Consider the following 18,332-nt stretch of genomic DNA (forward strand, 5'->3'; position numbering starts at 1 on the left):
CAAAAAGTGAAGGGCTGTTCAGGCCCGACGTACATTTATCTGGGGATTGCACTGTGTCAGACGACGCTACGGCGCTGGAACAAACTGCGGAAGGCGATCTGCCTGCAGCGATCGTCAAACGCGTGGACGGCATTTACTTTTCATCGGATGCCGCAGCAGTCGCTTGCTTGTCTGCGGTGAGCCAGATCTTCCTCAGCAGCGCTTACTTTGCCGGGATTGATTACGCGGTGTTCAGCAAGATGCTGTACAACGTCGGCCCTGATCTGCCGGAGAACTTGCGCGACAAGCCACTGCTGCGCTTTGCCGACAGCATAGAACCCTTCCATGCGGCGCGCCGCGTCCTGTACAAGACCGTCAAGATCATCAACGGCGAGGCTGAGTATTACTTTGAGCCGGTGTTTTTTGAAGTGCCGGATTTGCCGCCGCAGCCTGCGCGTTTGAACTTTGACGAATTCGTGTCCGATATGTGGGTCAAGGGTATCCGCTTCGGCATTGATGCACCGGCGGTGCGCGACGTGATCGGCACCGGGCGGCTGGCGCGCATCATCGTGGCGCGGCGCTTGAATGCGACGCCGGGCAAGGACGCTACCATCGTTGAAGTGTCGCAGGATATCCACCGCAGTAATGCGCCGCTGGAGAAGGCCGACGGCAAGCTCGATTGGCAGACATTCCAGAATCGCTTCCCGCAGGTGAAGCCCAATGTGAAGCTGCTGCGCAAGGTGCCGCGCACGCCCGGCGTTAGAGGTTATGAGTTGTCCGGCCTGGTGCTGGAGCCGCCGGTGCCCAAGGATATTGAGCTGACCAGCGTGGCCGGCGAGGGCACGGTGATTGAGAATGTGCGCGGCGTGGAGTTCCTGGTGTCTGCGGTTGAGGGCTTCTTGAGCGTGGATCCGGGCTCCAAGCGCTTGTCGATAGGGCCGAAGATCATCAGCCGCGAAGGCGTCAGCGCGCGCACCACCGGCAATTTGCAGCTCACCGGCGAGTACGAGGAATTCGGCGATGTGCAGGAGCAGCGCTCGGTTGAAGGCGGCAATATCACCATTCATGGCGACGTGTTCGGGAATATCATCTCGCGTGGTGGCGACATCGTATTGAGTAAAAATCTGATGGGCGGCACGGCCACCAACGCGGATGGCGCGATACGCGTGCAGGGCGTGGCGTCGGGTGCGGTGTTGCAGACCAAGCGCGGTGAGATTGCGCTGGCGCGGGCCGAGAGCTGCATCATCACCGGCACGCGCGTGGTGATCGGAGAGGCCAGCAATTGCGAAATCATTGCCGAGGAGGTGGTGATCAAGGTGGCCGAGGGCTGTGCCATCGCCGCGCGCAAGATCGAGATTGTGCATGCAGGGCCGCGCAAGCAGAACGAGATGCTGCTGTATGCGCTGGTGCCGGATACCTCCAAGTTTGACAAGAAGATCGCCGAGTTGCAGCCCAAGGTGCAGCAGGCCGCGCGCGAAGCGGATGTGCGCAAGGCGGAGATGGATGCGATTACCAGTCAGACCGAGGTGCGCAACTACCTGACGCTGGCCACGCGCGTGCGCAAGCGCGAGGTGACGCTGACGCCGGAGCAGGAGCCGTTATTCCACAAGATGGCGGAAGCGGTCGGCCCGTCGCTGCGGCAGGTGGCGAAGATTTCGCTGAAGGTGAAAGCGGCGCAGGTGCAGCAGGAGCAGGCGCAGGAAGAAGTCAACCAGGTGCTGCGGCAGAAGGCCGCCGTGCAGCGCGGCTCGCGTTGCGTGGTGGAGCTGTTGACCGGCGACGTGCTGCTGCGAACCATGAGCTTTGTGCCGGGCGATCCACCGCCATACGACCGGCCGGCCAAAGAGGTCAAAGCCAAAGTGCGCACGGCAGTGCCGGGAATGACGGTGCTACACAACGGCCACATAGGCCCGATCAACTGGGCGCCTTATTTGCCGGATTGATTGCCGGATTGATTGCCGGATTAAGTCCGGCGCAGGGCGGTGACGAGTTCGCGGGCGTAGCCGGGGAGGGCGGCTTCGTCGCGGACGCAGATCAGTAGTTTGCGGTCTGCCCATTCATCGCTTAACTTCACGATGCGTAGATCATCCGGGCTGCGGCGCGCTGCCGTTTCAGGCAGGATGGCGAGGCCCGCGCCGCTGGCGGCCATGCGGCACATCGCTTCAAAGCTGCGCAACCTGATCTTGCAATGCATGCGCCGCCCCAGCCGCGCCGCCTGCTCGGCCGCATACTGTTGCAAGGCGCTGTCCCCTGCAAGCCCAATAAAGTCATGGCCCAGCGCCGCCGCAAACGCCACATGTCGCTTGTGCCCCAACGCGTGCGCCAGCGGATGGCCGCGCGCCATTACCAGCACCAGCGGATCATCGCGGAACGGGAAAGTCTGCAACGCAGCCCGATCTACCGCATCGCTGATGATGCCGATATCCGCCGCACCATCCGCCACCGCCTGCACAATATCGCGGCTCAGGCGCTCTTCCAGATTAATGCTCAACTGCGGATGCGCAGCGAGGAAGGCCGCAAGGGCGTCGGGAAGGAACTCGGTCATTGCAGACGTGTTGCACAGCAAGCGCACCTGTCCCTTGAGCCCAGTGGCAAACTGCGCCAACTCCGCCTGCATATCCTCCACCTGCCGCAAAATCGTGCGTGCATGCTGCAACAGCGTCCGTCCAGCTTCGGTCAACTCCGCACCACGCCGGCCGCGCTGCAGCAGCGGCACATTAAGCGCCTCCTCCATGCCGCGCACGCGCGCACTGGCCGACGGCAGCGCCAAGTGCGCCAACGCCGCACCAGCAGTAATGCTGCCGCTCTCCGCGATATGGATAAACAGCTTAAGGTCAGTCAGATCGAAGCGCATAGCCTATGGAATTTCCGAAGTCTGACGCAGTATATTCCAGATTTTCAGCCTTGCGATGGCGCGGCACAATGGCGGCCATGGATACCTTGTTTATTGCCTTAGTCTTCGTGCTGGCCGGTGTTATTAAAGGCGTAACCGGCATGGGCCTGCCGACAGTGGCGGTCGCCTTGCTCACGCTGCGCATGCCGCCACTGGAAGCTGCAGCACTGCTGATTGTGCCTTCGTCAGTAACGAATGTATGGCAACTGGCAGCGGGATCGGCTATTTACCCATTATGGCTGCGCTTCCGCTGGCTGCTGCTGGCAGTCTGCATCGGCACCGCCTGCGCGGCGCTGCTCACCGCTGCCTCCGCAGCCGCCTGGAGCGGGGCGGTACTCGGGCTGGCGCTGGCGGGCTACGGCCTGCTGGGACTGACCGGTTGGCGCATGCATGTACCGCCGGCGGCCGAACGCTGGGCCGGGCCGCTGGCTGGCGCCGCCACCGGCTTCATGGCCGGCGTTACCGGCGTGTTCGTGATGCCGGTCGCTCCCTACCTACAAGCGCTCAATCTGGGCAAGGATGATTTGATCCAAGCCATGGGCATGGCCTTCACCGTTTCCACGCTGGCGTTGGCCGTCATGCTGGCCGTGCGCGGTGAATGGCACGCCGCGGCCGCAGGTAGCTCGCTGCTGGCGCTGATCCCAGCCGGCATCGGCATGGCGCTCGGTCAATGGCTGCGCGAACGCATGTCGCCGGACTTATTCCGCCGCTGCTTCTTTATCGCGCTGCTGGCGCTGGGCGTGCACCAGCTAATTAGAACGTGATTTTGCCGCGCAGCTGTTTGCGCTCGCCATCCTTGGCTTTGCCTTCGAGGCGGCGTCGCTGAGAGCCGAGAGTGGGCTTGGTGGCGCGGCGCACGGTCGGCAGCACGGCCACGCTATCGACCATCTCCTGCAAACGGCGCAAGGCATCGGCCTTGTTGGCGCCGAGGCTGCGCGACTGCTGCGCCTTCAGCACCACCACACCTTCGCGCGTGAGGCGGCTGTCGCGCAAAGCCAGCAAGCGCTCCTTGATATGGTCGGGCAGGGACGAAGCGGCAATGTCAAAGCGCACGTGCACGGCGTTCGACACCTTGTTCACGTTCTGGCCGCCCGGCCCTTGGGCGCGGATGGCGGTGAATTCCACTTCGTTCGGATCGATGATGTTCATGCTGCGATTGTAGCAAACACGCGCCATCCGCTGGTTTAGATTGATTCGCGTCAACGCCCGCAAGCAAGCGCGCGGTTAGGATGGCACTTGCTGTTCTCCGAACGAAAGGAACATCATGTCTTCTTCGATAACGCAAGCCACCGCAGGCGAGGCGCGCCAGTACCTGGTATTCCGGCTGGGCGGACTCGATTACGCGTTGGACTTCAATAAGGTGCAAGAGCTGCGGCCCTTGCAGGCGCTGGAGCGCTTTTCGTCGGATGGGGAAATCGTCACTGGCGTGGTGGTGTCGCGCGGCGTGATTATGCCGATCGTCGATATGCGCATCGCCTTCGGGCCGCGTCCTCCGCAGCACGACCCGCTGACGGATGTGATCATCCTCAAGCTGACCAGCTGTGTGATGGGGATGGTGGTGGACGGCGTGACCGACATCGTCGCACTGAAGCCGGAGCAGATCGAGCCGATTGCCGGCGCCGGCGCGGTCGATTATCTGGTGGGATTGGGGGATTTAGAAGGGCGCCGGCTGATCGTGGTCGACATCGATAAGCTGATGTCGATCCGCAAAGTCCAATTCGGTGCCCGGCAGGCAGCTTAGGCCAGCGCCTCCAGCTGCTCGCTCAGATCCAGCCATTCCATTTCCAGGTCGCCCAACTCCTTGGTAATCGCGGTTTGGTCGGCCAGCAGCTGTTTCAGCTTCGCCTTGTTGGCGGCGTCGTAGATCGACTCATCGCCCAACTGGGCGTCAACGTCGGCCTTCTTCGCCGTCAGCTTGGCGATTTGCTCGTCCAGCTTTTTGATCTTCTGCTCGATCGGCTTGCGCTGCGCGGATAAGCGCTGGCGATCTTCCGCCTCTTTGCGCTTTTGCTCTTTGCTTGCCGGTGGCGCGGCGACCACCGCAGGCTTGGGCGGCGCGACCGGCGACTGCACCGGGTACTCGGTCTTGTTATCCTTGCCCGCAGCCGGCAGCACGTCGGTGCCTTTACCGAGCTTGGTCTGGAACAGCCAATCCTTGTAGTCATCCAGGTCGCCATCGAACGGTTGCAGCTTGCCGTCGGCGACGATGATGAATTGGTCGGTGGTGGCACGCAGCAGGTGGCGATCGTGCGATACCACCACCAGCGTGCCTTCAAACTGCGCCAGCGCTTCGGTCAGTGCTTCGCGGGTCTCCAAGTCCAGGTGATTGGTTGGTTCATCGAGCAGCAGCAGGTTAGGGCGCTGCCACACGATCAACGCCAAGGCCAGACGCGCCTTCTCGCCGCCGGAGAACGGCGCGATCGGGCTGGTAACCATGGTGCCTGGGAAGTTGAAACCACCGAGGAAGTTGCGCAGTTCCTGTTCGCGCGTGGTCGGCGCAATCTTTGCCAGGTGCCACAGCGGCGATTCGTCGTGACGCAGCATTTCCACTTGGTGCTGAGCGAAGTAGCCGATGTTCAGGCCTTTTCCGGTGGTCGATTCACCGGTCAGCGGCGTCAGTTCTCCGGCGATGGTTTTGATCAGCGTCGATTTACCAGCGCCGTTAATCCCCAGCAGGCCAATACGCTGGCCGATTTGCAGCGAGAAGTTGATGTCGCGGACAATCGTCTTCTCGGTGATGTCGCCGGTTTTCTCGTTCTCGCTGCGATAGCCGGCGTTGACGTCTTCCATTACCAGCAGCGGGTTCGGTGCATTCAACGGCTCGCGGAATTCAAACGAGAATTCGGCGGCGGCGCGCAACGGCGCCAGTTCTTCCATCTTCGCCAGCGCTTTCATGCGGCTCTGTGCCTGGCGGGCTTTCGAAGCCTTGGCCTTGAAGCGCTCAATGAACGACTCCAGGTGCGCGCGCTTGCGCTGCTGCTTTTCCATCGCGCCGGCGGCCAGCAACATCTGTGCTGCACGCTGGCGTTCAAACGCCGAGTAGTTGCCCGAGTAGCGTTTCAGCTTGCGCTCATCAATGTGCACGATGACGTTGACGATTTCGTCGAGGAAGTCGCGATCGTGGGAGATGATCAGCAGGGTGCCGGTGTAGCGTTTCAGCCAGTCTTCCAGCCAGATGATGGCGTCCAAGTCCAAGTGATTGGTTGGTTCGTCCAGCAGCAGCAGGTCGGAAGGGCACATCAGCGCTTGCGCCAGATTCAAACGCATACGCCAGCCGCCGGAGAAGCTGGCCACTGGCTGCTGCATCTGATCGAGCGAGAAGCCAAGGCCCAGCAGCAGCTGCTCGCCGCGCGACTGCACGGTGTAGGCGTCTGCATCGGCCAAGGCGCTGTAGATCTCGCCCATGGCGATACCGTTCTCGTTGGACTCCGGCTCGGATTCCAGACGCGCCAATTCCGCTTCCAGCTTGCGCAGATTGACGTCGCCATCGATCGCGTAATCGAGAGCGGCGCGTTCCAGCGGCGGAGTTTCCTGCGCTACGTAAGCGACGCGCCATTTGGCTGGGAAGTCGATATCGCCTGCATCTGGATGCAGCTCGTTGCGCATCATGGCGAACAGGCTGGATTTACCAGCGCCGTTGGCGCCGATCAAACCGATCTTGTCGCCGGGATTGAGGGTAACGTCGACTTGTTCCAGCAGCGGCTTCACGCCGCGCATCAGGCTTACTTGGTTGAAGCGGATCATTCGTGTTCTTCTTAGAGTTTCAGTTGGTCGGCCGTCAGCAGGAAGACCATGTCGTCGCCGTTGCTGGTGGTGAGCCAGGTCAGGCCCAGTTCACCGAATGCGGCTTCAGCGAATTCTTTTTCATTGCCGATTTCGACGATCAGGATGCCGTCATCGGTCAGGCGTTCAGCGGCACCGGCCACGATACGGCGCACGATGTCCATGCCGTCCTTGCCGCCATCCAGCGCCAGTTCAGGTTCGGCGCGGTATTCCATCGGCAGCTTGCTCATCGAGGACGAGTTGACGTACGGCGGATTGGTGATGATCAGGTCATACTTCTTGTCCGGCACATTGGCGTACAAGTCGGACTGGATCAGCGTCAAGCGGTCTTGCAGCTCGTAGGTGGCGACGTTGCGCTTGGCGACTTCCAGCGCATCGGCCGAGATGTCGACTGCGTCCACTGCCGCATCCGGGAAGGCGTCCGCCATCATGATGGCGAGGCAGCCGGAGCCCGTGCACAGTTCCAGGATGTTGGACACATTCTCAGGCTCGTTGACCCACGGCGCAAAGTATTCAGGAATCAGCTCGGCGATGAAGGAGCGCGGCACGATGGTGCGCTCGTCCACGTAGAAGCTGTAGGTGCCCAGCCACGCCTCATTGGTGATGTAAGCGGCTGGCACGCGCTCGTTGGTGCGGCGGTCGATCACGGCCAGCACCGACGCCACTTCTTCCGGCAGCAGCTTCGCATCGAGGAAAGGATCGAGACGGTCCAGCGGCAGCTTGAGCGTGTGCAGGATCAGGTAAGCTGCTTCGTCAAACGCTTCCATGCTGCCGTGGCCGAAGAACAGCTTGGCGGTGTTGAAGCGGGTGACGGCGTAGCGCAACAGGTCGCGCGGCGTGGTGAATGGAGTCGTGGTCATGGCGTTTTTAAGTCAGCAGGTTTTCCAGCGTACGGCGATAAATATTCTTCAGCGGATCAACGAAGCGCAGTTCGATATGCTCGTCGATCTTGTGAATGCTGGCGTTCGGGGGGCCGAATTCTATCACTTGAGGGCAGATCTGCGCGATAAAGCGGCCGTCCGAGGTGCCGCCGGTGGTCGACAGTTCGGTGTCCACGCCGGTTTCCGATTTGATCGCCGACGACAGCGCATCGCTCAGCGTACCGCGCGGCGTCAGGAACGGCAGGCCGCTCAGCGCCCATTTCAGGTCGTAGTGCAGATTATGCTTGTCCAGAATCGCGTGCACACGGCGCTTCAATTCTTCGTGTGTGCTGGCGGTGGAGAAGCGGAAGTTAAAGTCGATCACCATCTCGCCGGGGATGACGTTGTTGGCGCCGGTGCCGGCGTTAATGTTCGACATCTGCCACGAGGTAGGCAGGTAATATTCGTTACCGTTGTCCCAGACTTCGGCCGCCAGTTCCGCCAGCGCTGGAGCGCCGAGGTGGATCGGGTTCTTGGCCAGTTGCGGGTAGGCGATGTGGCCTTGCACGCCCTTGATTGTCAATTTGCCGGACAGCGAGCCACGGCGGCCGTTCTTGATCATGTCGCCCAGCGTCTCATCGGAGGTAGGCTCGCCGACGATGCAGTAGTCCAGCGTTTCGCCGCGCTCTTTCAGCATATTGCAGACGATAACGGTGCCGTCGGTGGCCGGGCCTTCTTCATCGCTGGTGATCAGGAAAGCGATCGAACCTTTATGGTCGGCGTGCTTGGCGATGAACTCCTCGCAGGCCACCACGAAAGCAGCGATTGAGGTTTTCATATCAGCTGCGCCACGGCCATACAGCTTGCCGTCGCGGTGGGTCGGCGTGAAGGGCTGCGAGCGCCATTGTTCGACAGGGCCGGTAGGCACCACGTCGGTGTGGCCGGCGAACACCATCACCGGCGAGGTGGTGCCACGGCGCGCCCACAGATTGGTGACGCCGTTCGATTCGATGGTCTCGCAGTTAAAGCCGAGAGGGGTCAGCAGGTCGATCAGGTGCTGCTGGCAGCCCTTGTCGTCCGGCGTGACGGAGGACAGGGAGATCAGTTTTTCGGTCAGCGCCAGGGTCTTGGAAGGAGTCATATCAGCTATTGAAAATTTGTTGGTACTGCGCGTCGGAGAAGCCGACGCAGAAGGCGCCGTTCTTGTCGAGCACCGGGCGCTTGATCACGGATGGATTCTCCAGCATCAGCGCGATGGCCGCTTCATCGTCGACGATGGACGCCTTGCGTTCATCGGACAGCGCGCGCCAGGTGGTGCCCTTGCGGTTCACCAGCACATCGCGCGACAAATGTTTGAGCCAGCCGGCGACGATCTCGCGCGTGAGGCCCTGCTTTTTAAAATCGTGAAAAACAAAATCCTGCTGCTGGTCGGCCAGCCAGGTGCGTGCCTTTTTGACGGTATCGCAGTTAGGGATGCCGTAGACGGTAATGGTCATGATAAGTCGGGAAAGTTAGACCCGGTAGGATACCACGCCCCACGCCTCGGCTGATAGTTGCAATCTATCCATCAAAAATGCGCGGCAGGAATTACCAAATGGCTATTTTTATAGGAGTGACGATACTGATAGGGCTGTCCCGGGGATATTTGGAGAGAATAAATGAAAACAAAATCAATATTGCTCGCGGGGCTGGCCAGCCTCGCCGCCCTTGTTGCACCGGCGAGCCACGCCGCCATGCTGGACTTTGAAGGCCCGGGCGTTTGCGCCGGGAGTGCCGATGCCACTGGCAATGGCGCGCTTGCCGCTTGCTTTGACTACGCCTTCATCTCACAGTCGTACGGCGATGTGGCCGGAATGATGGACGTGCAGTATTCGGCGCCGCGCCTGACCGACACCTCGATGCGCTGGTGGGGCGGTTCGTACAACAATTTGTACGGCGTTGCGTGGGCCGATAGCAGTGACGGCAACTCCAAGGCGCGCATAGATCTCAAGCCGCTCAACGGACAAGGCGTGATGCTGACTCATTTCGATCTAGGCTCTTACCCCGGCGGCACGCGCGGCACCACGCTCACGATCTCAGACTTGAGCGGCAATGTGCTGATGACGAATCACTATAACGTGGGCGAGGCGGGCAATGTAGCCACGGCGTTCAACGGGATTTGGATCGGCTACAACGGCATCCGCATCGAGTGGGAGGACAGCGCCTACAACGTCGGCATCGATAACATCACTTACGAGATGGCGACTGCCGTGCCGGAGCCGGAAACCTACGCCATGCTGGCCGCAGGCCTGTCGCTATTGGCGCTGCGCGCGCGCCGCCGCAAGGCTTAAGTATTGAGCGTGAACTCGGTGAAGGAAGCCTCGCTAGGGACAGCCTTGGCTTCCGGTTCGGCCGCTTGAGCGATTTTGCTGTCGGGGCCATTATTCAATAGCCACAGCAGGTTGGTGGCGGAATCGGCGTTGGCCAGGGCTTCGTCCTGGCTCACCAAGCCGTCCTGCACCAGCTTGAGCAAGGCCTGCTCGAACGATTGCGAGCCGGGCGACATACTTTTCTCCATCGCTTCTTTGATCTGGCCGATTTCGCCTTTCTCGATCAGGTCTGCGATGTAGCGCGTGTTGACCATCACTTCCACCGCCGCCGAGCGGGTGCCACCATTGAGCGAGCGCACGAGGCGCTGCGACACGATGGCTTTCACGGTGCTCGACAAGTCCTGCAGCAGTGCCGCACGGTTCTCGATCGGGTAGAAGCTGATGATGCGGTTTAAGGCGTTGTAGCTGTTATTGGCGTGTAGCGTGGCTAGCACCAGGTGGCCCGACTGCGCATAGGCCAGAGCTGCGGCCATGGTCTCCTTGTCGCGGATCTCGCCGATCAAGATACAGTCCGGCGCTTGGCGCATGGAGTTGCGCAGCGCGGTGTAGAAGTCTTTGGCGTCGCTGCCGATCTCGCGCTGGTTGACGATGGATTTCTTGTTGCGGAACAGGTACTCGATCGGATCTTCCAGCGTCAGGATGTGGCCGGAGCGCAGCTCGTTGCGGTGATCCAGCATCGATGCGATGGTGGTCGACTTGCCGGAACCCGTGGAACCCACCAGCAGCAGCAAGCCTCGCTTTTCCATGATCAGGTCTGCCAGCACTGGCGGCAGCTGAAGGTCGGCCAGCACCGGGATGGTGGCGGGCACAAAGCGGAACACGGCGGAGATGGTGCCGCGCTGCTTGAACGCGGACAGGCGGAAGCGGCCAAGGTTGGGAACCGAGACGCCCATGTTTAATTCGTTGGTGGCGGCCAGTTCGTCCATCTGCTCTGGTGTGGCGATTTCCGCCAGCAGGGCGTGGATGTTTTCTGGTTCCAGCTTTTGCTGGTTAATGGGAATCAGGTTCCCATTGATTTTGATGTGAACCGGAGAGTTCACCGCGAAGAACATATCAGACGCGTTCTTTTCCTTCATGAGTTGGAACAGGCGGTCCATAGCCATGGTGTTTCTCCTCAGTTCTACCCCAAAACCTTGCTGCCTAGGTCAGACCCAAAGGGTCTGACCCCTGCCTGTGCGTTAGCTGTTGGCCGTAAATCTGCCGCAGGGTCTGACCCCGTATGGGGTCAGACCCAGTGTGGCCCTGCGGGTTAGATACCGCGCAGCAGTTCGTTGATGCCGGTTTTCGAGCGGGTCTGCGCATCGACGCGCTTGACGATCACCGCGCAGTACAGCGAGTACTTGCCGTCGTCCGATGGCAGCGAGCCCGATACCACCACGGAGCCAGCAGGTACGCGGCCGTAGGTGATTTCGCCGGTGGTGCGGTCGTAGATCTTGGTCGACTGGCCGATGTACACGCCCATCGAGATCACCGAGTTCTCTTCCACGATCACGCCTTCAACGATTTCCGAACGCGCGCCGATGAAGCAGTTGTCTTCGATGATGGTTGGATTGGCTTGCATCGGTTCCAGCACGCCGCCGATGCCTACGCCGCCCGACAGGTGGACGTTCTTGCCGATTTGCGCGCATGAGCCAACGGTGGCCCAGGTGTCGACCATCGCGCCTTCATCGACGTAAGCGCCGATGTTGACGTAGGAAGGCATCAGCACCACGTTCTTGGCGATGAAGGAGCCGCGACGGGCAACAGCCGGCGGCACTACGCGGAAGCCGCCCTTGGCGAAATCGTCAGCGGTGTAGTTGGCGAACTTGGTTGGCACTTTGTCGTAGAACTGCATGGTGCCGTCCGATGGCAGCACCACATTGTTCTCAAGGCGGAACGACAGCAGCACGGCTTTCTTGACCCACTGGTTCACCACCCAGGTGCCGGTAGCTTTGTCGGCCACGCGGATAGTGCCAGCATCGAGGCCGGCCAGCACGTGGTTGACGGCGTCGCGCAGTTCATCCGAACCGTTGGCTGGGTTGATATTGGCGCGGTCTTCCCATGCCTGGTCGATGATCTGTTGCAGTTGTTGGCTCATGATTAACTCAATCTTATTTGTTAAGGGACTTGCAGAATTGGACGATGCGCTGCGCGGCTTCCAGACCTTCCGCCGTTTCGGCGACCAGCGCCATACGGATACGGTTGCGGCCCGGATTGATGCCGTGCGCTTCGCGCGCCAGATAACTACCCGGCAGTACAGTGACATTATATTCGGCGTACAGCCGCTGGGCGAATTCGGTGTCGGACAGGCCGGTGCGGCTGACGTCAGCCCACAGGTAGAAGCCGGCGTCCGGCAGTTCCACGTCCAGCACTTCCTTCAGCAGCGGGGTGATGGCGTTGAACTTGGCGCGGTATTGTTCGCGGTTGTCTTCGACGTGGGTCTCGTCGTTCCACGCTGCGATCGACGCAGCCTGCACGGAGAGGCTCATGGCGCCGCCGTGATAGGTGCGGTACAACAGGAATTTTTTCAGCACGTCGGCATCGCCGGCAACGAAGCCGGAGCGCATGCCCGGCACGTTGGAGCGCTTGGACAAGCTGCTGAACACCACCAGTCGCGCGTATGGCTTGTCGATGGAGGCGAGGCCCAGTTGGTGGGCGGCTTCCATCGCGCCCAGCGGTGCTTGCTCGCCGTGGTAGATCTCGGAGTAGCACTCATCGGCAGCGATGACGAAGTTGTAGCGCTCCGACAGGGCGAACAGGTTTTCCCAATCAGTCAGCGACAGCACGGCGCCGGTTGGATTGCCGGGCGAGCAGACGAACAGCAGCGCGACACGTTGCCATACCTCGACCGGAATGCTGTCGTAATCGCAGCCGAAGTTGCGGGCCGGGTCGGAGTTGACGAAGTAGGGCTCAGCGCCGGCCAGGTAGGCCGCGCCTTCGTAAATTTGGTAGAACGGATTCGGGCTGACCACAATCGACTTGGCATCTTTGTCGATCACCGCTTGCGCCAGCGCGAACAAAGCCTCGCGCGAGCCGTTCACCGGCAGCACTTGGGTGGCGGGATTCAGCTTGGGCAGGTTGTAGCGGCGCTCCAGCCAAGCAGCAATGGCGTTGCGCATCTCGGGCGAGCCGATGGTGGTTGGGTAGATGGCGAGGCCGTTGAGATTAGCGACCAGTGCCTGCTCGATAAATTTCGGCGTAGGATGCTTGGGCTCACCCATGCCCAGGCTGATGGCCTTGTGCTGAGGGCTGGCGGTGACTTGCTCAAACAGCAGGCGCAGTTTTTCGAACGGGTAGGGATGAAGCTTGTCGAGAAGTGGATTCATAGTCTTTGATTATAGCGCCTCCACGCCGGTACGGTCATCCATGCTAAATTATTAAAATAATTGAATAGACAACCGTGGACGGGACGAATTGGGATGACTGAGCAAAACGAGATTGCACTGGAAGCGGAGGTCAGCCGCAAGGTGATGGCGGCACGGCTGGCCATCGGACTGGTACAGGGGTTGCTGCTTTACTGGCTCTATGCCTCCGCCCGGGATCTGGTGTGGCCCGCCACCGCACCGTACGCGATGGTGCCGTTGATGATGGTGCTATTGATACTGCCGGTGCTGCTGATTTCCAGCCTGGGCCATCTGCGGCCGCGCCAGGCCGTGGCTTGGCTGTCGGTGGCGCTGGCTGTGCTGCTGGTATTGGCCTTCCACGACGCGTGGCGCGGCATGAATTCGCATCCCTTGCTGAGTAACTGGGAGCAGAAGCCGTTCTATTCGCCGTCCGAACTGCTGGTGTTCTTCAGCGTGGTGTTCTTCTTCATCGCGCACACGCTGGTGCTGGCCGGCGTGCAGGAGGGCCGACGCATCGCAGGCTATAACACCTACTTCGAAACGGCGTGGAAGCTGGCTATACAACTGTTGTTTTCAGCGTTCTTTGTCGGCGTGCTGTTCATCGTGCTGTTCATGGGCGCGGAATTGTTCATGCTGGTGAAGCTGAAATTCCTGCGCGAGCTGCTGCAGAAATCGTGGTTCAACGTGCCGGTCATCTGCACCGCCTTTTCCTGCGCGCTGCATGTGACGGACGTGCGGCCTGCCATTGTGCGCGGCATCCGCACCTTGCTGCTGGTGCTGATGTCATGGATTTTGCCGGTGGCCGTGGTGCTGGTGTCGGGCTTCCTGTGCACGCTGCCGTTCACCGGCTTGACGGCGCTGTGGGAAACGCGCCACGCCACCTCGGTGCTGCTGGGCGCCGCGGCGGTGCTGCTGGTGCTGATCAACGCGGCGTTCCAGAATGGCGAGGCGGTAGTGGCGTTGCCGCTGCGCGTGGGCGCGCGCACTGCGGCGATCTTGATTCTGCCGGTGACCATGGTTGGCATCTATGCGCTGGGATTGCGAGTCGCGCAATATGGTTGGACGTCGGATCGTGTGATTGCCGCCGCTTGCCTGCTGGTGGCCGCGTTCTACGCAATCGGCTATTTGTGGGCGGCGTACCAGTACGATACCTGGCTTAAGCCGGTCAGCGTGGTCAATGTATGGGCCTCGTTCCTTGTGCTGGCGGTGCTGCTGGCTCTATTTACGCCGATTGCCGATCCCGCGCGCATCGGCGTGAATAGCCAGATGGCGCGGCTGGAGAAGGGCAAGACCGCTGCCGCCAAATTTGATTTCCGCTATCTGCGCTTTGAGGGCGGGCGCTATGGGCAGGCAGCGCTGGAAGAATTGAGGCAGCGCACTACAGGGCCGGACGCCGAACTGCTACGGCGCGAAGCTGCGGCCGTGCTGGCGATCGCGCCGAAGGATCGCTGGATGCTGCCCAAGAAATTCACCGCGCCGGTGTCGATTGCGGCGAATCTGAGCCTGTGGCCCGCAGGCGCGCAGCTGCCGGCCAGTTTCCTCGCCCAGCAATGGGAGCTCACGCAGGACGATCAAAAGCCCGGATGCCTGAGCCGCAAGGAGAACAAGTGCGACGCCATCGTGCTCGATGCTGACGGCGACGGCAAGCCCGAAGTGCTGCTGCTGGAAAAAGAGCACGGCAATGCCGGCTACCTGTATGCAGAGGCGGGCGAGGGCAAGTGGAGCGTCGCCGCGTCCGTCAGTTATCGCGAAACCGCCTGCAAGCCGCTGGTGGAAAAACTACGCAAGGGAGAATTCAGTTTCGTCACGCCGCGCTTCAAGGAACTGGACGTCGGCGGGCGGCGGGTCGCGTTCGATAACGCCAACCTGCCCGTACCGGAGTGCGGCACGATCAAGTAGCTGCGCTTAGGGCTTGCGCGGTATGTGCTCCACCAGAAAATCGATGAAGGCGCGGACGCGGGCTGGCTGTTGTTGGCGGCTCGGGTAGTAGGCGTACAGGTCGGCCGAGGGCAGGGCGTAGTCGGGCAGGACGATTTGCAGGCGGCCGCTGTCCAGGTATTTTGCTGCGTCCCATTCGGAGCGCAGCAGGATGCCGTGGCCGTCCAGCGCCCAGCCTAGCACCACGTCGCCGTCATTGCTCGACAGGCTGCCGTGTACTTTTACCGATTCGTGCTTGCGGCCTTTTTGCAGCTTCCATGTGCTGTAGGTGTCTTCGTTCTGGCGGTGCAGGATGCAGCGGTGCTGTGCCAAATCCTGCGGTGTGCGCGGTGTCCCGTTGCGCTTAAGGTAGGCCGGCGAGGCGCACAGGTAGCGGTGGTTGGATAGGATTTTGCGCGCACCCAATCGCGTGTCCGGCAGTTCGCCAAAGCGAATGCCCAAGTCGTATGCGTCTTCCACCAGATTGATCGCGCGGTCGGTTAGCTGCAATTGCACTTCCACCTCCGGGTAGCGCCGCGCAAATGCCGACACCAGCGGCGCGATGGTGGTGCGGCCGAAGCCCAGCGTGGCGTTCACGCGCAGCAGTCCCTTCGGCGCTGCGCGGCTGCTCGATACCGATTCCTCCATGTCGCGGATGTCAGCCAGAATGCGTGCGGCTTGCGTTAAATAGGTTTCGCCCTCGCTGGTAAGGCTGACGCGGCGCGTGGTGCGGTTCAGCAGGCGCACGCCGAGACGCTGCTCCATCAGCATCAGCCGCTTGGTGACGGCCGGCGGCGTCAATCCCAGCTCGCGCGCAGTGGCGGCCAAGCTGCCCAGCTTCGCCAGCAGTACAAAGAACGACAGCTCCGAGACGATATCGTTATTCACTTGAAGTTAATAAAGGAATTAATATCAGTAAATTATACGACTATCTTTCAAGAGTAAGCTGTCATCCATTGTTCAACGGAGACCGCATCATGAAAATCGTCGAAATTCGCGAAAAGACCATCCCTATCAGCTCCCCGATCCGCAACGCTTACATCGATTTCAGCAAGATGACCTTGAGCCTCGTCGCCGTCATCACGGACGTGATCCGCGACGGCAAGCCGGTGGTCGGCTATGGTTTCAACTCGAATGGCCGCTACGGTCAAGGTAAATTGATGCGCGAACGCTTCATCCCGCGCATTCTCGAAGCGGATCCCGCCTCGCTGCTGAACGCCGACAGCACCAACCTCGATCCGCACAAGGTATGGGACTGCATGTTCACCAACGAGAAGCCTGGCGGCCACGGTGAGCGCTCGGTCGCCATCGGCACTATCGATATGGCGATCTGGGACGCGGTGGCGAAGATTGACCGCAAGCCGCTGTTGCAACTGCTGGCAGAGCGTTACGGAAGCGGCACGCCGGATCGCAAAGTGTTCGTCTACGCCGCTGGCGGCTACTACTATCCGGGCCAGAGCCACGACGCGCTGAAAGACGAAATGCGCAGCTACATCGATCGCGGCTACACGGTGGTGAAGAAGAAAATCGGCGGCGCCTCGCTGGACGAAGACCTGCGCCGCATCGACTCGATCTTGAGTGTGCTGGGCGACGGTCAAAAGCTGGCGGTGGATGCCAACGGACGCTTTGACCTGGACACCGCCGTCAAATACGCCAAGGCGCTGTCGCAGTACGATTTGTTCTGGTATGAGGAAGCTGGCGATCCGCTGGACTTCGAGCTACAAGCCACGCTGCGCAATTACTACGACAAGCCGATGGCCACCGGCGAGAACCTGTTTTCGATGCAGGATGCGCGCAACCTTATCCGCTATGGCGGCATGCGCGCAGACCGCGACTGGCTGCAATTCGACTGCGCCTTGAGCTACGGCCTGGTGGAGTATCTGCGCACGCTGGATATGCTGCATCAACACGGCTGGTCGCGCACGCGCTGCATTCCGCACGGCGGCCATCAGATGTCGCTGAATATCGCCGCTGGCCTGGGCTTGGGCGGTAACGAGTCCTACCCGGATCTGTTCCAGCCATTCGGCGGCTTCCCGGACGGTGTGAAGGTCGATAACGGCTACATTACCATGCCGGACTTGGCCGGTATCGGCTTTGAGGGTAAGTCGAATCTCTACAGCGAGATGCAAGCCCTCAGCGCATAATCACGCCGCCTTGGCCAGAGCCTGCGGGCCGCTCCACACTTGCTGCGCCACGCGCATCATGTTGCGGCCGAGGACTAGCTCTACTTCCTTGTCGTTCATGCCGACCTTGCGCAGCGCGGATGGCAGTTCGCGCCATACTTCCGGTGGCGTGAAGCTCGGCGGATGGTTTATATCGTAGCCGGCGGAAGCTGGCCACCAGTGCGATGGATCGAAAGCGCCGGGCGGTGTGTCGTCAAGATCCGATTGCTGGAAGCAGATATCCAAGCCTATGCCGACGTGCTTGACGCCGACGAGATCCGCCACGTAAGCCGCGTGCCGCGCCACATCCTCGGCGCAGGGCTGATCGCTGCCGAGGAAGAAGGACAGGCCTGACATGCACACCACGCCGCCAGTGCCGGCGCAAGCGCGTATCTGCTCATCGGTCACGTTGCGGCCGTGCTGCACCAGCGTGTACGGATTGGCGTGGCTGAAAATCACCGGCTGCGACGAAGCGTTCATGATCTCAAGGCTGCACAAGCGGCCCGTGTGCGAGCAGTCCATCAGGATGCCGTTATCATTCACCGCCTGCACCATGCGGTGGCCGAGCGGCGTAAGGCCGCGCGCGACGTCATGGCAGCCGTCCGCCACGCTGTTATTGCGGTTGTAGGCGAAGTGAATCTGGCGCACGCCAAGCTGCGCGTACAACGCCACCATATCCGGCTGATCCAGCAACGGCAGGGCGCCTTCCAAGTCAAAGCTGATCGCCATGCGGCCATCGGCAGCGGCCTGGATGATATCGTCCACGCTGGACACCAGCACGTAGCGCTCAGGATCGGCGGCGATGGTGGCGCGGTAGCCGGCGATGACCGACATCACCTGCGACACCGGATTCATATCCGCCCCCACGTTGAGCGACACATAATTGACTCCGGCGGCGTGCAGCCGGCGCACTGGCGTAAAGTCGGCTAGCGGGTGTTGCGGCAGGCAAGCGTGGGCGTCCCAATTGATCATGATCGTCAGCGTGATGGAAAAGCTCATATTCCCATGAATCGGCGCGCAGGGTCAAATCTGCGGCATGCTTTATA

The 18,332-nt window shown here is 61.0% G+C and carries 17 protein-coding genes; 6 read left to right on the forward strand and 11 right to left on the reverse strand.

The window, feature by feature from the left end; translation table 11 throughout:
- Window positions 1-53: 53 nt before the first annotated feature.
- Window positions 54-1,922: a flagellar assembly protein A gene (locus GTP45_RS06680; protein ID WP_371874414.1), complete on the forward strand. Its 1,869-nt coding sequence runs from the start codon at window positions 54-56 to the stop codon at window positions 1,920-1,922.
- 20 nt (window positions 1,923-1,942) lie between these two features.
- Here GTP45_RS06680 and GTP45_RS06685 read toward each other — a convergent pair whose 3' ends face one another.
- Window positions 1,943-2,833, reverse strand: coding sequence for a LysR family transcriptional regulator (locus GTP45_RS06685; RefSeq protein WP_161013093.1), 891 nt, complete (start codon window positions 2,831-2,833; stop codon window positions 1,943-1,945).
- A 77-nt stretch (window positions 2,834-2,910) separates the two neighbouring features.
- On the opposite strand from GTP45_RS06685, the gene GTP45_RS06690 reads away from it, so the two are divergent.
- Window positions 2,911-3,636 (forward strand): sulfite exporter TauE/SafE family protein, encoded by a 726-nt coding sequence (locus GTP45_RS06690; protein ID WP_308494586.1) that lies wholly within the window; start codon window positions 2,911-2,913, stop codon window positions 3,634-3,636.
- Here the strand turns inward: GTP45_RS06690 and arfB are convergent.
- Window positions 3,626-4,021, reverse strand: a complete 396-nt coding sequence (gene arfB, locus GTP45_RS06695) for an alternative ribosome rescue aminoacyl-tRNA hydrolase ArfB (RefSeq protein ID WP_161013095.1) — start codon at window positions 4,019-4,021, stop codon at window positions 3,626-3,628. The genes GTP45_RS06690 and arfB overlap by 11 nt on opposite strands.
- 115 nt (window positions 4,022-4,136) lie before the next feature.
- Here arfB and GTP45_RS06700 point away from each other — a divergent pair, with 115 nt between their 5' ends.
- Window positions 4,137-4,613 carry a chemotaxis protein CheW gene (locus GTP45_RS06700; protein WP_161013096.1) on the forward strand — a complete coding sequence of 159 codons (477 nt, stop codon included), beginning with the start codon at window positions 4,137-4,139 and terminating at the stop codon, window positions 4,611-4,613.
- Here GTP45_RS06700 and GTP45_RS06705 read toward each other — a convergent pair.
- The 4 genes from GTP45_RS06705 to GTP45_RS06720 are packed head-to-tail and all read right to left on the reverse strand — an operon-like array spanning window position 4,610 to window position 9,011.
- A complete protein-coding gene (locus GTP45_RS06705) occupies window positions 4,610-6,616 on the reverse strand; it encodes an ATP-binding cassette domain-containing protein (protein WP_161013097.1) in 2,007 nt (668 codons plus the stop codon). The genes GTP45_RS06700 and GTP45_RS06705 overlap by 4 nt on opposite strands.
- A gap of 11 nt (window positions 6,617-6,627) precedes the next feature.
- Window positions 6,628-7,515: a 50S ribosomal protein L3 N(5)-glutamine methyltransferase gene (gene prmB / locus GTP45_RS06710; RefSeq protein WP_161013098.1), complete on the reverse strand. Its 888-nt coding sequence runs from the start codon at window positions 7,513-7,515 to the stop codon at window positions 6,628-6,630.
- 7 nt (window positions 7,516-7,522) lie between these two features.
- Complete coding sequence (dapE, locus tag GTP45_RS06715; RefSeq protein ID WP_161013099.1) at window positions 7,523-8,656, reverse strand: succinyl-diaminopimelate desuccinylase; 1,134 nt, start codon at window positions 8,654-8,656, stop codon at window positions 7,523-7,525.
- 1 nt (window position 8,657) lies between these two features.
- Complete coding sequence (locus GTP45_RS06720; protein ID WP_161013100.1) at window positions 8,658-9,011, reverse strand: ArsC family reductase; 354 nt, start codon at window positions 9,009-9,011, stop codon at window positions 8,658-8,660.
- Between the two features lie 162 nt (window positions 9,012-9,173).
- Here GTP45_RS06720 and GTP45_RS06725 point away from each other — a divergent pair, with 162 nt between their 5' ends.
- Complete coding sequence (locus GTP45_RS06725) at window positions 9,174-9,845, forward strand: PEP-CTERM sorting domain-containing protein (RefSeq protein ID WP_229258359.1); 672 nt, start codon at window positions 9,174-9,176, stop codon at window positions 9,843-9,845.
- Here the strand turns inward: GTP45_RS06725 and GTP45_RS06730 are convergent.
- From GTP45_RS06730 to dapC, 3 genes are all read right to left on the reverse strand, one after another.
- A complete protein-coding gene (locus GTP45_RS06730; protein ID WP_161013101.1) occupies window positions 9,842-10,987 on the reverse strand; it encodes a PilT/PilU family type 4a pilus ATPase in 1,146 nt (381 codons plus the stop codon). The genes GTP45_RS06725 and GTP45_RS06730 overlap by 4 nt on opposite strands.
- A 146-nt stretch (window positions 10,988-11,133) precedes the next feature.
- Window positions 11,134-11,961, reverse strand: coding sequence for a 2,3,4,5-tetrahydropyridine-2,6-dicarboxylate N-succinyltransferase (gene dapD, locus GTP45_RS06735; protein WP_161013102.1), 828 nt, complete (start codon window positions 11,959-11,961; stop codon window positions 11,134-11,136).
- A gap of 13 nt (window positions 11,962-11,974) precedes the next feature.
- Window positions 11,975-13,189, reverse strand: coding sequence for a succinyldiaminopimelate transaminase (gene dapC, locus GTP45_RS06740; RefSeq protein WP_161013103.1), 1,215 nt, complete (start codon window positions 13,187-13,189; stop codon window positions 11,975-11,977).
- A gap of 93 nt (window positions 13,190-13,282) precedes the next feature.
- On the opposite strand from dapC, the gene GTP45_RS06745 reads away from it, so the two are divergent.
- Entirely contained in the window at window positions 13,283-15,106 is a 1,824-nt protein-coding gene (locus tag GTP45_RS06745; RefSeq protein WP_161013104.1) for a DUF4153 domain-containing protein, read from the forward strand.
- Between the two features lie 6 nt (window positions 15,107-15,112).
- Here GTP45_RS06745 and GTP45_RS06750 read toward each other — a convergent pair whose 3' ends face one another.
- Window positions 15,113-16,012 carry a LysR family transcriptional regulator gene (locus GTP45_RS06750; RefSeq protein ID WP_161013105.1) on the reverse strand — a complete coding sequence of 300 codons (900 nt, stop codon included), beginning with the start codon at window positions 16,010-16,012 and terminating at the stop codon, window positions 15,113-15,115.
- 89 nt (window positions 16,013-16,101) lie between these two features.
- Here GTP45_RS06750 and GTP45_RS06755 point away from each other — a divergent pair, with 89 nt between their 5' ends.
- On the forward strand, window positions 16,102-17,268 hold the full coding sequence (locus GTP45_RS06755; RefSeq protein WP_161013106.1) for a mandelate racemase/muconate lactonizing enzyme family protein: 1,167 nt from the start codon (window positions 16,102-16,104) through the stop codon (window positions 17,266-17,268).
- Here the strand turns inward: GTP45_RS06755 and GTP45_RS06760 are convergent, their stop codons facing one another.
- The gene (locus tag GTP45_RS06760) at window positions 17,269-18,285 is read right to left on the reverse strand and encodes a dipeptidase (RefSeq protein ID WP_229258360.1); all 1,017 of its coding nucleotides are present in this window, start codon (window positions 18,283-18,285) and stop codon (window positions 17,269-17,271) included.
- Window positions 18,286-18,332 lie beyond the last annotated feature (47 nt).

It is taken from the genome of Duganella rivi (assembly GCF_009857435.1).
In the GTDB taxonomy this organism is placed as follows: domain Bacteria; phylum Pseudomonadota; class Gammaproteobacteria; order Burkholderiales; family Burkholderiaceae_D; genus Rugamonas; species Rugamonas rivi.